Raw genomic sequence first — 19,333 nt, forward strand, 5'->3', positions numbered from 1 at the left:
CCATCGACACCACTGCCCATGAGGTACGTCAGAGAGCCAGATGCCATAACTGCGGCGTGAAGGGTAACAACACGTATCAGATCGTTTAGTTGGGCCTGTAAGGGCCTCTATGCGAGCCTCAGTGCTATCTATCGCTTGACGACCAGTCTAGGTGGTTGATTGCCTCTCGAAGCCCCTTGAGGGCAAGGCCATCAGAGTAATTGCCAAAGGTCTGTCCTTCGATTTCATGGCCCATTAGTCTGGCGACTACAGTCACCCGTATTGTTGCGTTTTCTAGCTGAGTAGCAAAGCCCTTCCTCAGTGAGTGGAACACATAGTCTTTCCCATACCCCAGTGAGGATTTTAGCCGTCCAAACCTCTTGCCGATGGCGTTTGACCTGTCGCCGTATTGATTGAAGGTGAGACCAGACAACAAGTAACCATCTGTGCTGGTATCAACCAGCCTTGCGACAGTTTGGGTGATGTGGGGATGAATAGGTATTGTACGCCAACCAGCCTCCGTCTTCGCATCTACAATGTCAATCTTGTCGCTATAAACATTGCCCAGCTTAAGGGAGCATAACTCCTCAATACGACAGCCACTATATGCCCCCAGTGTGATTAAATCTCTGAGAGTGTCATCCTCGCAAGCAACAAGCAGCTTTTGATAGTCCTGAACCCTGAACGACTTACGCTGGGCTTGTATGGTGGCCTTGGTGCGTTTCTTTTGCTTCGGAGGGAAAATCTTTACGAAAGGGGAGGGGAGGGTAAGACCTTTGTTATTTGCAAGGTAATCCCAATAGACGCTGACAGGTGAAATCATTCGCCTTCTTGTAGCCAGAGATAAGCCTTGTTCAGTTCCAAGTGTTACATTCACCCAGTCTCTGACTTTGACCCTTGTAGCGTCCGAGGCATACGGAAATTGTTTGACGAAAAGCATCAGGTCTCGTCGCTGCATATCGGCTGTTTTTGGGGCGACATCTCTCAATGCAAAAAACTCATCGACATGTTCTCGAAGCAGCACTTCATTACCATGTGCTACACTGATGGCATCATACAGCGTTGTGGGACCGTCTCCCTCATTCTTGTCTCCGAGGTATTCCGAAAGTGCGACCTCCTCTTGCGCCATCCGTATCTCGTAGTCTGGGACGCCTTTAGACCTGTGTCGTTGGGTGTCTTGTCGAACTAATGCTAATGTGGTGAGAAGTTCATCATTGCTCCCAATTTCTAAGCCCTTAGCGATAGCAACTTGTCGTTTCCATTCCGCTATAACAGGAAGCACACGACTGTTGGCGATGCTGAGCGAGTCCGTTTCGAGTGATTGTTTGAACCGCACTTTGCCAAAGTGTTTTCTGAGTGCCTTTGGTATTTCAAGGACTGCATACCAACCTTGCCGTTGCTTCAATAGGAATTTTGGCATCGTAGACCTCAATGTCATTACCACCTACGTTTACCACCTACGTATGGGTAATAATAGCCATATAAATATCAAAATAAGTGATTTTAGGTCAATTGGCGTAGTATCCCTTCGTCTCCGCCACCCAATTCTTTTATCTACTTGTTTGTAATATAGAAGAATTCCATTTTAATTTTCCATTCACACACCTGTTCCCACCTTTGGTGCTCGTTCGAAATCTGGCTTTTATGCCTCATCCACAAGGCCGGTGATCAATCAGCGTTGGTCCTCGCGGCTGATTTGGCCGTAGCCGCGCAGGGCGGTGAGAATGTCAGTATGTCCAAGGTTTTGCGCGGTGGTGGTGAGCTCGGTGGCGGAAGAGACACATTGAAGAAGAGGCATTAAGATGACTACGTGAGATTTAAGGTCATCTTCATGGAGCTACGGATGTTGCAAGCCTATGCCGCACTGCGGGTATTCTACCCAGTGAAAGGGTCATTCAATGCTCTTCACGCGGGGGCGCAAGTGATAGGTTAAGATGGTTTTAAATGCGGTAGAAAAGCGCTGGATCGCGTCTTTGCAGAAGGTCACACACAGGCATGTTTAGGATTTACGGCATGGCAAGCGATAATTTATTTGCGTATACTGCATCTGGGCGCAGCCGAATTGAGTAAAGGACAGGGCTGATAAACGAGGGTTATCGTTATTGAACGATATTTTCCCTGTCGCCAAAATAGACCCTCCAGAAACCCAGAGAGTCACATGAGTTGAGTCATGAACTTGAATCCAGATACAAAATCCAATAAAATCCGACACACGGGGAGATTTCGGAGTTTAGTGTGATGGTAAGAATTCTAATTAACTCTTTTTTATCACTGGTTGTACTGGCTGTTTGCTTGATGTTTTCATGGCGCGCATTGTCGGAGGCAAATTTCCTTTTTCCTCAGCTTTATGAGATCAATGGAATTGATGCGCAAATTGCCAAATATGGGCCTCAGAATAGGAACCGAGTTGGTTTTGAAACTACAACGAAGGCGGAGAGGGGTATAATATTCGGAGAGATAGTTGAGGCTGTAAATAATAGTGGTATTGGTCTAGAAAAAATTGTTTACCGGGCTCCCAGTGGCGAAGTAATTGACAGTTTTCTTACGCAGCCAGAAATCGATCATCTGAATGATGTGGCTCGATTAATTGGTTATCTAAACAAAACACTATTATACCTAACGGCCTTTCTGTTTTGTCTTGTGACGTTTTGTTGGACATTAAAAGTCCGGAAAAACACAAATATATGGAGACCTTTCACGGTAGGAAAGTCATTCATAAGCATGTTAGCAGTGTTGTTACTTTGTTTTGCTATCGTCACAGCAGTTGGCCCGCAAAGAGTTTTTTATGCTCTTCACGAGTGGATTTTTGCCGGCATGGCTCCTTGGCACTTTTATTTCCAGGACTCATTGATGACCACCATGTTAACCGAGCCTCTATTTGGGAGCATATCAATTTTATTGGTGGGAACCGCATTTGTTTTCTGGCTTTTGCTATCAGCTCTGATCAAAAGAATTTTGGCTTAGATGTTGCGTAACCCTGCAACTGCCCCGGGCAGCTTCCTAAGCGCGGCAATGTTGACGTCCAACATCACCTGTCTTTGTATTTATCCCAATATTCGGTTAGCCACTTTGGTCTGTGCAGTCCACAGCGCGGAAACCTAGCCCAGCGGCTGGTTTTATCCGCGACGAGGTTCGGGCGTGGAAAGCCATGAAAAGCGACCATTAAGGTTTCAGGTGCCGGCTTTAGTGGGGGCACAAATATATCCATCAAATATTGACGCCGCAAATGGTACTTGAGACTCTGTATCCACTCTAATGGATAATAGTCTTTCTTTCGAGCGTGATCGGCGACAAACCCTTGCTCAACCTAGAGGTTGAACGGGCTGAATGATCGCTGGGTCGCGATTGGTCATCTTAAATTTTTGGGGAAATGGTGGACCCTAGCGGGATCGAACCGCTGACCTCCTGCATGCCATGCAGGCGCTCTCCCAGCTGAGCTAAGGGCCCTTTGATATCTTGCTGTCTAGGCAAGGCTTGGCGCGGGATCAAGAGGAAATCAGCGCGCCAAGCAAAGAAATTTAGCTGTCGTCGTCGTCTGTGGCGACATCTGCGATTTCATCGAGTGAAACCGTATCATCGTCGTCGTCATCAAGCACATCATCGCCCAAATCTACATCGACGTCATCATCGTCCAATACCACTTCATCGGCATCTGTGTCGGCTTCATTCATCTTTGTTGTTTGTGCATCTTCCGCATCGGCCACCATTGTGCGACCTTTATTTGCGTCAAGCGTAACAGTTTCGCCCGTGTAGGGGCTGATGATCGGATCTTTATTCAAGTCGTAAAAACGCTTGCCTGTGGTGGGGCAAATACGTTTGGTACCCCATTCTTCGTTCGGCATGGGTTTTCCCCTCTCGCAATCGGTGACAATCTGTGCCGAGTGCCATACACAAGAGGCGGTGTCAAAGGTGAAATCTATTAATTCGTGGATGTCGTGGATGAATCTGCCCTCAAATACGGCCGATCGGCAGATTATACTGCCCGGCCGGCCTGAAATTACGGTGCTTTTGCGCCCATCGCGCCGGGCAAGCCGCCTGTCGCTGCGGATCTCGCGGCTCAAAGGGCAGGTGACACTCAGTCTGCCTTTGTCCTGTCCGATGGTGCAGGCGAAAAATTTTGTTCTGGAAAAAGAATCTTGGATCCGTGCGCATTTGGCCGATTTGCCCCGGGTGGCCCAGGCGGGTTTTGACCGTCAGCTGCCCTTTGCCGGTCGCCTATTAACCATAGCCCCGGGCGCGGGGCGGCAGGTTGAGCTGAGCGGGGATCGACTGTTGGTGCCTGGCCGCGAGTCTTTGGTGCCTGCGCGCGTGAAAGCCTTTTTAAAGCTGCAAGCGCGCTTGGCGCTGCAAGAGGCGGTTGATCACTATTCCGAACGTCTCGGGCGGCCCTATGGGCGCCTGACACTGCGGGACACGACCTCGAGATGGGGGTCTTGTTCAACGCAGGGAAATTTGAACTTCTCATGGCGCTTGATCATGGCCCCACCTGAGGTGTTGCGCTATGTGGCGGCCCATGAGGTGGCGCATTTGAAACAGATGAATCACTCCGCCGCCTTTTGGGCGCTGGTTGAGCGCCTCTTTCCGGGCCATCAGGCGCAGCGTGACTGGCTTAAGCACCACGGTGAAGATCTGCATCGTTATCAGTTCTAAATGGTGCTTATGGCGCGGCGCGGGCTGGCCATGCCCATTGGTGTTTGACAGGCGCGGCAAATGTGATCACAAATGCATATGGCAGAAAAATTGCAAGACAGCTATCTGGCCGCACATGACCAGCTTTACCGCACATTGCGCATGCGGATCATGTACGGCGAAATGCGCCCGGGGCAGGCGATAACCCTGCGGGGCGTGGCCGAGGAATTCGGAGTCTCTGTGACCCCGGTGCGCGAGGCGTTGAAGCGGCTGGCGGCAGAGGGGGCTCTGAGCATTTCGGTGAGCGGGCGGTTCCAAACCCCGGCTCTGACCAATGACCGGATTGAGGAGCTTGCTGCTCTGCGGGCGTTGATCGAGGTGGAATTGGCCACACGGGCCTTGCCGCGGGCGCATATGGCTCTGGTTGAGCGGTTACAAACGATAAATAACGCCATTTCTGTGGCTGTGGCGAAGGCGGATGCTGTCACTTACATACGAACAAATCTCGAGTTTCACCGCACGCTCTACTTGCGGGCCCAGGCTCCGGCGATGCTGGCAACGGTCGAGACAGTGTGGCTGCAAATGGGCCCAACGATGCGGGCGCTCTATGGCCGGTTGCAACGTAAGGATCCGCCAATGCATCACCGCCTGATTCTTGCGGCTTTGAAAGCTGGCGATGAACCGGGCCTTCGGGTGGCTGTGCGGGCGGATGTCACCCAGGGGCTGCGCATGTTGGCGCGCTGAGACCTCTGCATAACTCAACTGCCAAGCTAAAACACTGTGCCCGGTGGCCACACCGGGCAGCGCCTGCCTGCCCCCCGGCAGGCGCATTCACCATGTGGGTATGCTGGAACGTATGGTTATTGCTCAAAGTTTGCAGTCATTTCACCACCAGACATATGCGCCCGCCCAGGCCGGCGCTGCCCTCATTTCATATTGCAAGGGCGTTATTCAGAGGTCTTGGCAAAGATCTGCACCCATGGGCGCAGGCCTGAAAATACGATAGATTGCGTGACGGCGGCGGCCTGGCTTAGCTGTGAATTGCCCCATCGCCACAGGCCAAAGCCGCCTCGCGCACGGCTTCGGAATAGGTGGGATGGGCGTGGCAGGTACGCGCCAAATCTTCAGCGGCGGCGCCAAATTCCATTGCCACGCAGACCTCATGGATCAGATCTCCCGCCATTGGGCCGATGATATGCGCGCCAAGAATGCGATCGGTTGTTGCGTCTGCTAGGATTTTCACAAAGCCATCAGCCGCAAAATTTGCTTTTGCGCGGCCATTGCCCATGAAGGAAAACTTGCCGGCCTTGTAGGCTCGGCCTGCCTCTTTCAATTGCTCTTCGGTTTGGCCAACGGTGGCGACCTCTGGATGGGTGTAGATCACACCGGGGATTACATCATAGTTCACATGGCCTGCTTGCCCTGCCAAGATTTCCGCCACGGCCATGCCTTCATCTTCGGCCTTATGGGCCAGCATGGGGCCCGTTATGGCGTCGCCAATGGCATAAATGCCGGGAACAGAGGTTGCATAATGGGCATCGGTTTGGATTTGACCGCGCGCGGTGAGGGTGACGCCAAGCGCGTCCAATCCGAGGCCGTCGACGTAGGGACGCCGGCCCGTGGCGACAAGCACCACATCCGCCTCCAGCTCATGCGTGGTGTCTTTTTTGCGTTTGACATAGCTCACAGTGGCTTTGCCTTTTTTCACTGCAACGGATTGCACGGCTGCGCCCATGGTGAACTTGAGGCCTTGTTTCTTGAGAATCCTGAGGAAGGTTTTTTGCACCTCACCGTCCATACCGGGGGTGATGTCGTCCAGAAATTCTATCACCTCAACCTCGGTGCCCAGGCGCGCATAGACAGATCCCAATTCCAATCCAATAACACCAGCGCCGATCACCACCATTTTGCTCGGAATTTTGTCCAACGCCAGGGCACCTGTTGATGTCACGACGGTTTTCTCATCAATTTCAATTCCGGGCAGGCTGGAGGGTTCGGAGCCAGAAGCGATGATGATGTGTTTGGCCTGATGGATGTCATCACCAACTTTGACCTGACCGGCCGCAGGAATGCTGCCCCAGCCTTTCAGCCAGTCAATTTTGTTTTTCTTGAATAGAAACTCAATGCCCTTGGTATTGCCGTCAATCACCTCGGTTTTATACCCCTGCATCTTCGCCCAATCGACCTTGGGATCTTCGGCAATCAAACCCATTTTGGCAAAATTATGTTGCGCTTCATGCAATTGGTGGCTGGCATGTAGCAGGGCTTTGGAGGGGATACAGCCGACATTCAGGCAGGTCCCCCCAAGCGTGTCACGCCCCTCGACACAGGCGGTTTTGAGACCGAGCTGGGCGCAGCGAATAGCGCTGACATAGCCACCGGGGCCGGAGCCAATCACAATTACATCATAAGAAGCCATAAGAAAGGTCCTTTATTTTCAGGGCGGGCCCGGGAGCCCATGGTTGTATTTCTGTCCCAACCTCAACCTAAGTGAGGCCGGGCAAAGATCATAACGGACAAATGTCCAAAATGAACACTATGGCCACCGCCGGTGACGTTGGATCTCTTCCGGATTAGAGATCCATCAACAGGCGGCGCGGGTCTTCTAAGGCTTCTTTGACGCGCACGAGGAAGGTGACGGCGCCCTTGCCGTCCACGACCCGGTGATCATAGCTCAAAGCCAGATACATCATGGGGCGAATAACCACCTCACCGTTGATCGCCATCGGACGGTCTTGGATCTTATGCATGCCCAATATGCCCGATTGCGGCGGATTGAGAATAGGCGAAGACATCAGCGAGCCGTAGACACCTCCGTTGGAGATGGTGAAGGTGCCGCCCTGCATTTCCGCCATGGACAATTTACCATCACGCGCGCGGGCGCCTTTTTCTGCAATGGCTTTTTCGATCTCGGCAAAGGACAAGGAATCCGCATCACGGATCACCGGAACCACCAATCCTGTTGGCGTGCCCGCGGCGATGCCCATGTGGACGAAATTTTTATACACGATATCTGTGCCATCAATTTCCGAGTTGACCTCTGGCACCTCGCGCAGCGCATGGCAGCAGGCCACTGTGAAAAAAGACATAAAGCCCAGTTTTACGCCATGTTTCTTTAAAAACAGATCTTTATATTCATTACGCAGGGCCATGACCTCTGTCATGTCGACTTCATTGTAAGTGGTCAACATGGCCGCAGTGTTCTGGCTGTCCTTGAGACGCCGCGCAATGGTTTGGCGCAGGCGTGTCATCTTCACGCGCTCTTCGCGCGCGGCATCATCTGCAGGAACCGCCGCGCGAATGGGCGTGGCTGGCGGGATCGGAGCGGCCTGGGGCGCGGCTGCGGCGAGGGCTTTTTGAACGTCTTGTTTCATCACACGGTTATCTTTGCCTGTTGCGGTCACATCATTTCGGTTGAGGCCGGCCTCGGACATGAGCTTTTTCGCTGATGGGGCATCTTCGACATCATGGCTTTTTGCAGCGGCGGTGGCGGCGGCCTCCGCTGGGGCTGGCTTGCTGGAGATGTCCCCGCCAATCACAGCCAATTGTCCGCCCGCTTGCACGGTGCTGCCTTCGGCGGCAAGGATTTGCCCCAAAACACCGGCGGCCGGTGCGGGCACTTCCACACTCACCTTATCGGTTTCCAATTCACAGAGCATTTCATCCTGCGCCACCGTATCGCCTGGCTTTTTGTACCAGGTCGAGACTGTGGCCTCCGTGACAGATTCGCCCAAGACCGGTACCATCACTGCGACGGTTTGCGCCGCTGGCGCAGGTGCACTCTTGGCGGCTGTCGCCGTGGCTGCGGCTGTGGCGGGTCCAGAGGCTGCGGCACCCTCGTTGATTTGTGCCAATAGCGCTTCGGTGCTGACGGTCGCGCCTTCCGCGGCAACGATTTCCGCCAATGTGCCCGCCACGGGGCTGGGCACTTCAACGGTGACCTTGTCAGTTTCCAGCTCACAGAGCATATCGTCCACGGCAACTTGATCGCCAGGTTTTTTGAACCAGGTCGCGACAGTGGCCTCGGTCACAGATTCGCCCAAAGTGGGAACACGAACTTCGGTGGCCATGATTTTATCCTTTCAACGTAAGCGCTTCATCGACGAGCGCGGCTTGTTGTGATTTGTGTATAGAGGCAAGCCCGGTTGCAGGGGAGGCCGAGGTGGCCCGTCCGACATAGGCCGGGCGGCTGTATTTGGCACCAATGCGCGTGAGGACCCATTCAATATTTGGCTCAATAAAGGTCCAGGCACCCTGGTTTTTCGGCTCTTCCTGGCACCAGACGATTTCTGCCTGTTTGAAGCGTTCCAATTCGTTGACCATTGAGATCGCGGGGAAAGGGTAGAATTGCTCGACCCGCAGCAGATAGATATCCTCTATGCCACGCGCGTCGCGTTCTTCGAGCAGATCGTAATAGACTTTGCCCGAACAGATCACCACACGTTTGATCTTTTTATCCGCAACCAACTTTGTCTCGGAATTGCCATATTGTGCATCATCCCACAGCACCCGGTGAAAGCTGGATCCGGTGGTGAATTCTGCGCGCTTTGACACTGCCATCTTGTGACGCAACAGAGATTTTGGCGTCATGAGAACCAAGGGTTTTCGGAAGGTGCGGTGAATTTGCCGGCGCAAGATATGGAAATAATTGGCCGGGGTGGTGCAATTGGCGACGATCCAATTGTCATGGCCGCACATTTGCAAAAAGCGCTCTAGGCGGGCGGAGCTGTGCTCTGGGCCTTGGCCTTCAAACCCATGGGGCAGCAGCATCGTGAGACCGGACATGCGCAGCCACTTGCTTTCCCCGCTGGAGATGAATTGATCAAACATGATCTGCGCGCCATTGGCAAAATCGCCAAATTGCGCTTCCCACATGACCAAAGCATTGGGCTCGGCCAAGCTGTAACCATATTCAAAGCCCAAGACCGCATATTCGGAAAGCATCGAATCGATGACCTCATACTGGCCCTGTCCTTCACGGATATTGTTGAGCGGGTAGTAGCGCTCCTCGGTATCCTGATTGACCAGGCCAGAATGGCGGTGGCTAAAGGTGCCGCGTGTACTGTCTTGCCCGGCGAGCCGCACTGGATGGCCCTCTGTCAGCAAGGAGCCAAAGGCCAAAGCCTCGCCTGTGGCCCAATCGATCCCTTCGCCGCTGCTCAGCGCTTTGGATTTAGCATCCAGCATACGCTGCACGGTTTTATGGATTGGAAAGCCTTCGGGCACCTGGCAAAGAGTGCGGGACACGTCGTCAAAAGTCTCTTCGGACATGGCTGTGGCGCCGCGTTGGTATTCTTCACCGTGGCGGTTCATTTTCGACCAGCGCCCATCGAGCCAATCGGCCTTATTGGGCTTATAGTCCTTACCCGCTTCAAATTCCGCATTCAAAAATGATTGAAAGCTGGCCTTCATATCTTCGATTTCGCCCTCTGGGATCAAGCCATCACGCACAAGCCGCTCGGTGTAGAGGGTGAGGGTGGTTTTCTGCGTTTTGATCTTTTTGTACATCAGCGGATTGGTGAACATCGGCTCATCGCCTTCGTTATGACCAAAGCGGCGATAGCAAATAATATCGACAACCACGTCTTTTTTGAATTTTTGACGGAATTCCGTGGCGACGCGGGCGGCATGGACCACGGCCTCTGGATCATCGCCATTGACGTGGAAAATAGGGGCTTCGACCATCAGAGCAATGTCAGTGGGATAGGGAGAGGAGCGGCTGAAATGCGGCGCGGTGGTGAACCCGATTTGGTTGTTCACCACGATGTGCATGGTGCCGCCGGTTTTATGCCCTTTCAGGCCCGACAGTCCAAAGCCTTCGGCCACAACACCCTGACCGGCAAAGGCGGCATCCCCATGCAGCAGGATCGGCAGAACGCTGGTACGCTCTGTGTCGTGATTTTGATCTTGTTTCGCACGCGCTTTGCCCAAGACCACCGGATTGACGGCCTCAAGGTGGCTGGGGTTGGCGGTGAGCGACAAATGCACAGAATTGCCATCAAATTCACGATCAGAGGAGGCGCCGAGGTGGTATTTCACATCGCCCGATCCATCCACATCCTCAGGCTTGAACGAGCCGCCTTGGAATTCGTTAAAGATCGCCCGGTAGGGTTTGGCCATGACATTGGCCAGCACCGACAGGCGGCCCCGGTGGGGCATGCCAATGATGATGTCTCTTACGCCAAGGGCGCCGCCACGTTTGATGATTTGCTCCATCGCTGGAATGAGGCTTTCGCCGCCATCAAGCCCAAAGCGTTTGGTGCCCATGTATTTGACATGGAGGAATTTTTCGAAGCCCTCCGCCTCCACCAATTTGTTGAGAATCGCCTTGCGACCCTCGCGGGTGAAGCTGATTTCTTTGCCATAACCTTCAATGCGCTCTTTGAGCCAGGAGGATTCTTCGGGGTCAGAAATATGCATATATTGCAGGGCGAAAGTGCCACAATAGGTACGGCGAACAATTTCCAAGATCTCACGCATAGAGGCGAATTGCAGCCCCAAAACATTGTCGAGAAAGATCGGCCGGTCCATATCGGCCTCGGTGAAACCATAGCTGGCTGGATCCAATTCGGGGCGGGGGTTATCTTCGCGCATGCCCAAAGGATCCAAATCCGCCGCCAAATGGCCGCGAATACGGTAGGCACGGATCAGCATCAGGGCGCGCAGACCGTCGAGCACTGCGCGTTTGAGTTGCTCCTCATTTAATGACACGCCCGTTTCAGCGGCCTTGTTGCTGATTTTCTTGCCCGCATCGCGCGCCTCGGCTGCCGCTGGGTATTCGCCGGTAAAGGCGGATGTGAGATCATCCATTGGCATGGGCGGCCAATCGCTGCGTGCCCAAGAGGGGCCTGAGGCTTTGGCGCGCACATCCCTGTCTTCATCGCCCATTGCCGCAAAGAAATCAGCCCATTGCGCGTCAACTGACACCGGATCGGCGCTGTAGCGGGCGTGCATTTGCTCGAGATATTCCGCGTTATGGCCCTGCATGAAGCTTGAGGCATGGAATTGATCGTTTGCAGACTGATCGGTCATAGGATGACACCTTGGTAAGGAACAAAAACAGGGTTTGAACGTGTCGCGGCAAGGAGGGCCCTGGGCCTTTCCTTGCCGCCGTGGGTGAGCTCAAGCGCGGGGCGTGATCGTCTAACATCAAATTTGAGTTTAAGCGTCATACCCGCCGCTCCCATATTACGCGTCGATCGCGGCCAAAACAGCTTCGCCAAGGCTGGCGGGGCTCTCTGCGACGACAATACCTGCCATTTTCATGGCTTCGATCTTATCTTCTGCGCCGCCTTTGCCGCCGGCGACAATCGCGCCCGCGTGGCCCATTCTGCGGCCTGCGGGAGCTGTACGGCCAGCGATGAAGCCTGCGACGGGTTTCCAGCGGCCTTTTTTCTTTTCATCAGCCAGGAATTGCGCGGCTTCCTCTTCAGCTGAGCCGCCAATTTCGCCGATCATGATGATGGATTGGGTTTCGTCATCTGCGAGGAACCACTCGAGCACATCGATATGCTCTGTGCCTTTGATGGGATCGCCGCCGATGCCGACGCATGTGGATTGGCCCAAACCGACATCCGTGGTTTGCTTGACAGCTTCATAGGTCAAAGTGCCTGAGCGGGAGACCACGCCGACAGAGCCGCGGCGGTGAATATGGCCGGGCATAATACCGATTTTGCAAGCGTCGGGTGTGATCACCCCAGGGCAATTGGGTCCGATTAACCGGCTTGAGGAGCCTTCAAGCGCCCGCTTGACGCGCATCATGTCCAAGACCGGAATGCCTTCTGTGATGCAGACGATGACTTCCATTTGCGCATCAATCGCTTCGAGAATGGAGTCCGCGGCAAAGGGGGGCGGGACATAGATGACAGAGGCATTGGCTTCAGTGACCGATTTGGCCTCATGCACAGAGTTAAAAACCGGCAGATTTAAATGGGTTTGCCCGCCCTTGCCGGGGGTGACCCCACCGACCATTTTCGTGCCATAGGCAATGGCTTGTTCTGAGTGAAATGTGCCCTGGCTGCCGGTGAATCCCTGGCAGATGACTTTGGTGTTTTCGTCGATAAGTACGGCCATTCGGCGCTCCTCGTTCGTATGTTGGCAGCGGCACCTTGGGCCGGCTGCAAAATTCCAATTCAGCGGTCGCAGGGCCGCGTTACAGCGCCTTTACAGCAGCAACGATTTTCTCGGCGCCATCGCGAAGATTGTCGGCCGCGATCACATTGAGGCCACTTTCGGTGATGATCCGCTTGCCTTCATCGACATTGGTGCCTTCCAAACGAACGACCAACGGCACGGAAAGCCCTACTTCTTTCACCGCAGATACCACCCCATCAGCGATCACGTCACAGCGCATGATCCCGCCGAAGATATTGACCAAAATACCTTTGACCTGCGGATCGGAGGTGATGATCTTGAAGGCTTCGGTCACTTTTTCCTTTGTGGCGCCGCCGCCGACATCCAAGAAGTTCGCCGGTTCAGCACCATAGAGTTTGATAATGTCCATCGTGGCCATGGCCAGACCCGCACCGTTGACCATGCAACCGATTTCGCCATCCAAGGCGATATAGTTCAGGTCATATTTCGACGCTTCCAGTTCACGGGCATCCTCCTCGGTGGTGTCGCGCAGCTCAGCGATATCTGCATGGCGGTACACCGCATTGCCATCGAAGCCAATTTTAGCATCCAAGACCTTCAAATCCCCACCGTCGGTGATGATCAAAGGGTTGATTTCCAGCATCTCCATATCTTTTTCGACAAAGGCTTTGTAGAGCTGGCCCATGAGTTTAACGCATTGCTTGATCTGCGCGCCTTTGAGGCCCAGAGAAAAGGCGATGCGGCGGCCATGAAAGCCTTGATAGCCAGTGGCGGGATCAACGGAGAAGGAGAGAATTTTTTCCGGTGTCGCCTCTGCCACCTCTTCAATGTCCATCCCGCCCTCGGTGGAGGCCACAAAGGAGATGCGGCTAGTCTGACGGTCCACTAGGATCGCGAGATAAAATTCTTTTTCAATGCCGGAGCCATCTTCGATATAAATTCGGTTGACCAATTTTCCCGCAGGGCCAGTTTGCTTGGTCACAAGTGTCCGGCCCAGCATGGCTTTGGCTTCTTTTTCCGCTTCATCGACCGACCGCGCAAGGCGCACACCACCGGCAGCGCCGGCGTCAGCTTCGATAAAGCTGCCTTTTCCGCGCCCACCAGCGTGGATTTGAGCTTTCACAACCCACAAGGGACCATCCATTTCGGACGCTGCCGCTTTGGCGGCATTGGCGCTGAGGACTATGCGCCCGTCGCTGACGGGTGCGCCGTAGCTGCGCAAAAGGGCTTTGGCTTGATATTCATGAATATTCATAGAGCTGATCCTGCAATTTATTCCTTATCGCATGTAAAACACATAAGTCGTGGCGATATAGTAAATTTTTTCAGAAAAGCTGTTTTTCGTACATTTGTGATCACAGAAAAAAAATCTGTGATCACAAAAAGGAGGTCAAACCCGGTTTATGCGCCAAATCAACGGGGTGGCGCAGCGCTTTGATGGCTAAAAGAAGGCCTGCAAGCCCGTTTGCGCCCGCCCAAGGATCAAAGCATGCACGTCATGCGTCCCCTCATATGTGTTGACCGTTTCAAGATTGGCCGCATGGCGCATGATCTGGAAACCCTCAGCAATGCCATTGCCCCCATGCATGTCTCGGCTAACCCGGGCGATGTCCAGAGCTTTGCCGCAATTGTTGCGTTTCATCAGGCTAATGAGCTCTGGGCTGGCCGTCCCGTCGTCCATCATTTGACCCAATCGGAAGGCAGATTGCAGACCCAGAGAAATTTCGGTTTGCATATCGGCCAGCTTTTTCTGGAACAGTTGGGTTTGCGCCAGAGGCTTGTTGAATTGCTTCCGGTCCAGACCATATTGCAATGCGGCGTGCCAACAAAACTCTGCTGCGCCCATAACACCCCAGGCAATGCCATAGCGGGCTCGGTTGAGACAGCCAAAGGGCCCTTTTAGTCCTTCCACATTCGGCAAAAGCGCGTCTTCGCCCACCTCGACACCATCCATAACGATTTCCCCAGTGACCGAGGCGCGCAGGGAGAGCTTGCCGCCAATTTTTGGCGCCGATAACCCGCTCATACCTTTTTCCAGTATGAACCCGCGGATTTTTCCACCATGTTCTTCTGATTTGGCCCAAACCACAAAGACATCCGCAATCGGCGCATTGGAAATCCACATCTTGGATCCGGTCAGCTTATATCCCGTTGCGGTTTTCTCAGCGCGGGTTTTCATCCCGGCCGGATCTGATCCAGCATCCGGCTCGGTCAAACCAAAGCAGCCGATCAAAGCGCCAGAGCATAGCCCAGGCAAGAACTTTTGCCGTTGCGCTTCACTGCCGTAGGCGTGGATGGGGTAGATGACCAAAGAGGATTGCACGGACATCATCGAGCGATAGCCGCTGTCGACCCGCTCGACCTCCCGCGCGATCAAACCATAGGCCGTATATGAGGCGCCAAGGCCGCCGTATTCCTCAGGAATAGTGGCCCCGAGCAGCCCGGCTTCGCCCATTTTGGGGAATAGGCCAGGATTGACTGTAGCCTCGCGGTAAGCATCAATAATCAAAGGTTGCAACTCATTTTGGGCAAACTGTGCCGCCGCATCGCGCAGCATGCGATCATCTTCGGTCAGCTGAGTGTCCAGTAAAAACGGGTCGGGCCAATTAAAATCTGCCAATTGTGGTTTGAGGTCCGCCATGGTGAATGCTCCTAATAGGTTTGCGCAAATTTGATCCAACGGCCGCGGGAGTACAACCCCTCATGAGGCAAAGGGCCTGCGGCAAATGGTAGACACAAAAAAACCCGAAGCCTGCGCTCCGGGTTTTCAATGCTCTAAGTGTTTGAGACTATTTTGGCAGGGGGCCAACCAGCATGATCATCTGGCGACCTTCCATTTTTGGCATATTTTCAACCCGGCCGATTTCTTTGGTATCTTCAGCAACGCGCAGCAATAAATCGCGACCCAATTCTTGGTGTGCCATCTCGCGGCCCTTAAAGCGCAGGGTTATTTTAACCTTGTCGCCATTTTCCAAAAACTTAAACACATTGCGCATTTTGACTTCATAGTCATGCTTATCTGTGTTCGGTCGGAACTTGACCTCTTTAATTTCAATGATCTTTTGTTTTTTGCGCGCTTCGGCTTCTTTCTTTTGGGATTCATATTTGAATTTCCCAAAATCCATAATCTTGCAAACAGGTGGATTGGCATTTGGCGAAATTTCCACCAAGTCCAATCCGGCGTCTTCTGCCATGATTAAAGCGCGTTCTGGCGTGACCACGCCAATGTTTTCGCCATTTTCGTCAATCAAGCGAAGTTCGCTCCCACGAATGCGTTCGTTGATGCGAGGGCCGGTTTCGCGCTGCGGAGGCGCGTTGTGAGGTCTGCGGGCTATAGCTATCGTCCTTTTGTGGATAAATTAACGTCGCCTATCTAGCCGCGTGGCCACATAGTTTCAAGGCGTATCTTCATGGGCGGGCGAGTGCCTATCCGACGAAGGCTTTCTCGATCACATAGTCGCCCGGATCGGAATTGGCCCCCTCGCGAAGGCCATAGGCCTCAAGAATGCGTTTCATATCCGTGTTCAACCCCATGGAGCCGCAGACCATCGCGCGGTCATTTTCCGCGTTGAAATCTGCTATTTTCAGATCAGCGAAGAGCGTGCCATCTTCCAACACGGTGGTGATACGGCCCATCTTGGCAGAGGGCTCGCGCGTGGTGGTGGGGTAATAGATCAGCTTGGATTGTGCCTCTTCGCCGACCAAAATATCGTTTTTCGTCTCCTCAACCAGCTCTTGCCCGAATTTGAGCTCCGCCAGATCTCGGCAGCTGTGGGTTAAAATCACCTGTTCAAAACGCTCATAGGTTTCCGGCTCGCGCAGGAGCGAGGCAAAGGGGGCGATTCCGGTGCCGGTCGAAAAGAACCAGATGCGTTTGGCCGGGGTGAGGGCGTCATGCACCAATGTGCCGACCGGTTTGGGCCGCAAGATCACTTGATCGCCTGGTTTGATGTGCTGCAACTTGCTGGTCAGAGGACCGTCTTTGACCTTGATGGAATAGAATTGCAAAGTGTCATCCCAGGCCGGTGAGGCAATGGAATAGGCGCGCAGCAGCGGCTTTTGCTTGCCCGTCACAGGATCAAGGTCGCTCATCAAACCAATCATCACGAACTCACCAGAGCGGAATCGCAATGAGGCTGGCCGGGTGACGCGGAAGCGAAACAGGCTGTCGGTGTAATGTTCAACCTCTGTGACGGTTTGGGCGTCAGGCAGGGTCACGGGTGTTGCTGTCGTCAGTGTCACGGTGCTTTGCTCGGTCATTTAGGATCCTTTTAGGTCTAGTCTTTCAAAGGCAGAAGTTCAATTGCGGCTTTTCGACATTATGTTGCGATGCGCCCGTTGGGGCGGCGCAGGCGTGATTGGTAATCATGGGCGCGCCAGTCGGCGCGGGCCAGCCATTGGGATTCTGGCTGCCGCGCGGCCAAGTCTTGCGGAATTTCGACATCATCAAACCCAGAACGCCGCGCCATAGTGTATTGATCGGCCAGCACATGGCCCGCGAGCCTGAGGTGCCCGCGATAGCCGTTTTGCCGCAACCTTGTCGCCAGGGTAAAGCCGCGCCCATTGGCGAAGCTGTCTAAGGTGATGCGAATGGAGCGTTGCTTTAGCAGCTCAGCCGTGATTCCCTTCGGGTCAAAGTCTGATTGTAAATCCGCCGCGATTGCGCCGGTATCTTCGGGCGCAAAGCCATGGTCATTCACGATAACAGTCATGGGATCCTCATGCATTATTCGGTTTTGGATTGCCCAGGCCAATGGCCCGCGCGAAGGGTTGGTTTGGACGCAATTTGCGCCGCCATATGAAGCAAGACCGCTGGCTCTGCGCCAAAAGAGCCGACCAAAGCAATTTTTTGATCCAAAAGGGCAAGCGCAGGCTTTAAAATATCTTGGAGCTGCCTGTCTGCATCGCGGCGGTTGAGCATGGCGAGCCGGGCCTCTAGCGGAATGTCATTGAGGTAGGGCACGGCTCATGCGGCCTTTCTCGCTTGCGGGTACAGAAGGGCTTTGAAGGGCGCCAATCCGAGCCGGCGATAGGCTGCCAGAAAGCTTTCACTCCGATCTATGCGCAGCTGCAGATACCCCAGCAGCAAGCGCTCAATTGCCGGGACTATCTCATCGGCGCCGAAACCGGGGCCCGCACGGGTGCCAATTTCAGCGTCAGCACCCGCATCGCCGCCAAGAGTGATTTGATAGCTTTCAACACCGGCTTTCTCGAGGCCCAAAATCCCGATGTGCCCAATATGGTGATGGCCGCAAGCATTGATGCAGCCTGAGATCTTGAGTTTCAACGGCCCAATGTCATGTTCCAGCTTTAGCGCGTGAAAGCGGGTTGCGATCTGCTGGGCCACCGGAATGGAGCGCGCGGTCGCCAAGGCGCAGTAATCCATGCCGGGGCAGGCGATGAGATCCGAGATCAACCCAATATTGGCGGTCGCCAAATCCGCCTGACGCAGCGCGTGATAGACTTGGGGGAGATCCGCGCGATGCACATGGGGCAATATCACGTTTTGCTCGTGAGAAATGCGCAGTTCTTCATGGCCGAAATCGCGCGCGATGTCCGCCAAAGCGCGCATTTGCGCCGCGCTGGCGTCCCCCGGCGTCGTACCGGGTTTTTTCAAACTCACAGAGACAATAGCATAGCCGGGCACCTTATGAGGGGTGATGTTCGTGTCCAACCAAGCGCGAAACGCGGGGGTGTGTGACGTGGTGCTGAGTGCCTCAACTGGCGGGTTTGCCGGTTTGAAATTTGGGGGTTCGAAATGCCGCTCAATCTCTTTTAAAATATGCATATCCTCCCCCGTAAACAAAGGGTTGATCTTGGAAAACTGCGCCTCAATCCTCTGTTTGATATCGTCTATTCCATGCTCATGGGTGGTGATCTTTATGCGCGCTTTATATTTATTATCGCGCCGACCAAGCAGGTTGTAGGTGCTGACAACGGCTTCCAAATAGGGCAAGATATCTTCCAAAGGGACAAAGGGCGACAGGGTCTTGCCAATCATGGGCGTGCGCCCCAAACCTCCACCGACGATCACTTCAAACCCGCGCAGCCCATCTTGCAAGGTCATGCGCAGACCAATGTCATGCGCCTGAGTGACGGCGCGGTCATGGGGGCTGCCTGTGACAGCAATCTTGAATTTGCGAGGCAAAAATTGGAACTCTGGATGATCGGTTGACCATTGGCGGATCAGCTCAGCTATGGGGCGCGGATCGGCAATCTCATCGGCCGCGGCCCCTGCGAAATGATCTGCTGTGACATTTCGGATGGTGTTGCCACTGGTTTGAATGGCATGCATCTCCACGTCCGCCAAAGCCTGCAAGATGTCGGGCACGTCCTCGAGTTTTGGCCAGTTAAATTGAATATTTTGCCGTGTGGTGAAATGGCCATAGCCTTTGTCCCAACGCTCCGCGATCATCGCAAGTTGGCGCATTTGGCGGCTGTTGAGGGTGCCATAAGGAATGGCGACCCGCAGCATATAAGCGTGCAGCTGCAAGTATAGCCCATTCATGAGGCGCAGGGGCTTGAACTCGTCTTCGCTGAGACTGCCATCTAAACGCCGGGTGACCTGGGCGCGAAATTGCGCCACGCGCTCGGCGACGAATTTGTGATCAAAATTTGAATAGTGATACAT

Annotated in this window: 17 protein-coding genes and 1 tRNA gene; 3 read left to right on the forward strand and 15 right to left on the reverse strand. The window is 53.9% G+C overall.

Annotated elements, in window-relative coordinates:
- Positions 1–124 precede the first annotated feature (124 nt).
- Complete coding sequence (locus tag RCA23_RS15970) at positions 125–1,399, reverse strand: tyrosine-type recombinase/integrase (RefSeq protein WP_052377084.1); 1,275 nt, start codon at positions 1,397–1,399, stop codon at positions 125–127.
- A 252-nt stretch (positions 1,400–1,651) separates the two neighbouring features.
- The gene (locus RCA23_RS16840) at positions 1,652–1,777 is read right to left on the reverse strand and encodes a hypothetical protein (protein ID WP_268870338.1); all 126 of its coding nucleotides are present in this window, start codon (positions 1,775–1,777) and stop codon (positions 1,652–1,654) included.
- Positions 1,778–2,217: 440 nt separating this feature from the next.
- Between RCA23_RS16840 and RCA23_RS07275 the strand changes: the two genes are divergently transcribed.
- Entirely contained in the window at positions 2,218–2,943 is a 726-nt protein-coding gene (locus tag RCA23_RS07275) for a lipoprotein intramolecular transacylase Lit (protein WP_081870928.1), read from the forward strand.
- 407 nt (positions 2,944–3,350) lie between these two features.
- Here the strand turns inward: RCA23_RS07275 and RCA23_RS07280 are convergent.
- Both RCA23_RS07280 and RCA23_RS07285 read right to left on the reverse strand, forming a co-directional pair.
- Positions 3,351–3,426 (reverse strand) — tRNA-Ala (locus tag RCA23_RS07280).
- 71 nt (positions 3,427–3,497) lie between these two features.
- On the reverse strand, positions 3,498–3,821 hold the full coding sequence (locus tag RCA23_RS07285; protein ID WP_044049754.1) for a TIGR02300 family protein: 324 nt from the start codon (positions 3,819–3,821) through the stop codon (positions 3,498–3,500).
- A 97-nt stretch (positions 3,822–3,918) separates the two neighbouring features.
- On the opposite strand from RCA23_RS07285, the gene RCA23_RS07290 reads away from it, so the two are divergent.
- Together RCA23_RS07290 and RCA23_RS07295 are read left to right on the forward strand one after the other, a co-directional pair.
- Positions 3,919–4,629, forward strand: a complete 711-nt coding sequence (locus tag RCA23_RS07290) for a M48 family metallopeptidase (RefSeq protein WP_052377267.1) — start codon at positions 3,919–3,921, stop codon at positions 4,627–4,629.
- Between the two features lie 78 nt (positions 4,630–4,707).
- Complete coding sequence (locus tag RCA23_RS07295) at positions 4,708–5,352, forward strand: GntR family transcriptional regulator (protein ID WP_271546223.1); 645 nt, start codon at positions 4,708–4,710, stop codon at positions 5,350–5,352.
- Between the two features lie 286 nt (positions 5,353–5,638).
- Here the strand turns inward: RCA23_RS07295 and lpdA are convergent, their stop codons facing one another.
- The 11 genes from lpdA to RCA23_RS07350 form a co-directional block, all read right to left on the reverse strand.
- Positions 5,639–7,027, reverse strand: coding sequence for a dihydrolipoyl dehydrogenase (gene lpdA / locus RCA23_RS07300; RefSeq protein WP_044049756.1), 1,389 nt, complete (start codon positions 7,025–7,027; stop codon positions 5,639–5,641).
- A gap of 154 nt (positions 7,028–7,181) precedes the next feature.
- Positions 7,182–8,678, reverse strand: a complete 1,497-nt coding sequence (gene odhB, locus RCA23_RS07305) for a 2-oxoglutarate dehydrogenase complex dihydrolipoyllysine-residue succinyltransferase (protein ID WP_044049757.1) — start codon at positions 8,676–8,678, stop codon at positions 7,182–7,184.
- A 4-nt stretch (positions 8,679–8,682) separates the two neighbouring features.
- Positions 8,683–11,640, reverse strand: a complete 2,958-nt coding sequence (locus tag RCA23_RS07310) for a 2-oxoglutarate dehydrogenase E1 component (RefSeq protein ID WP_044049758.1) — start codon at positions 11,638–11,640, stop codon at positions 8,683–8,685.
- A gap of 156 nt (positions 11,641–11,796) precedes the next feature.
- Positions 11,797–12,681 carry a succinate--CoA ligase subunit alpha gene (sucD, locus tag RCA23_RS07315; protein WP_044049759.1) on the reverse strand — a complete coding sequence of 295 codons (885 nt, stop codon included), beginning with the start codon at positions 12,679–12,681 and terminating at the stop codon, positions 11,797–11,799.
- Positions 12,682–12,760: 79 nt separating this feature from the next.
- Positions 12,761–13,957 carry an ADP-forming succinate--CoA ligase subunit beta gene (gene sucC, locus RCA23_RS07320; RefSeq protein WP_044049760.1) on the reverse strand — a complete coding sequence of 399 codons (1,197 nt, stop codon included), beginning with the start codon at positions 13,955–13,957 and terminating at the stop codon, positions 12,761–12,763.
- A gap of 186 nt (positions 13,958–14,143) precedes the next feature.
- A complete protein-coding gene (locus tag RCA23_RS07325; RefSeq protein ID WP_044049761.1) occupies positions 14,144–15,343 on the reverse strand; it encodes an acyl-CoA dehydrogenase in 1,200 nt (399 codons plus the stop codon).
- A gap of 148 nt (positions 15,344–15,491) precedes the next feature.
- A complete protein-coding gene (gene infC, locus RCA23_RS07330) occupies positions 15,492–15,953 on the reverse strand; it encodes a translation initiation factor IF-3 (protein ID WP_430903551.1) in 462 nt (153 codons plus the stop codon).
- A 175-nt stretch (positions 15,954–16,128) separates the two neighbouring features.
- A complete protein-coding gene (locus RCA23_RS07335; protein ID WP_044049763.1) occupies positions 16,129–16,962 on the reverse strand; it encodes a ferredoxin--NADP reductase in 834 nt (277 codons plus the stop codon).
- 59 nt (positions 16,963–17,021) lie between these two features.
- Entirely contained in the window at positions 17,022–17,414 is a 393-nt protein-coding gene (locus RCA23_RS07340; protein ID WP_044051381.1) for a DUF934 domain-containing protein, read from the reverse strand.
- Positions 17,415–17,428: 14 nt separating this feature from the next.
- A complete protein-coding gene (locus tag RCA23_RS07345; protein ID WP_169701366.1) occupies positions 17,429–17,665 on the reverse strand; it encodes an adenine nucleotide alpha hydrolase family protein in 237 nt (78 codons plus the stop codon).
- A gap of 3 nt (positions 17,666–17,668) precedes the next feature.
- Positions 17,669–19,333, reverse strand: a complete 1,665-nt coding sequence (locus RCA23_RS07350) for a nitrite/sulfite reductase (RefSeq protein WP_044049765.1) — start codon at positions 19,331–19,333, stop codon at positions 17,669–17,671.

This window comes from Planktomarina temperata RCA23 (assembly GCF_000738435.1).
GTDB classification, from domain to species: domain Bacteria; phylum Pseudomonadota; class Alphaproteobacteria; order Rhodobacterales; family Rhodobacteraceae; genus Planktomarina; species Planktomarina temperata.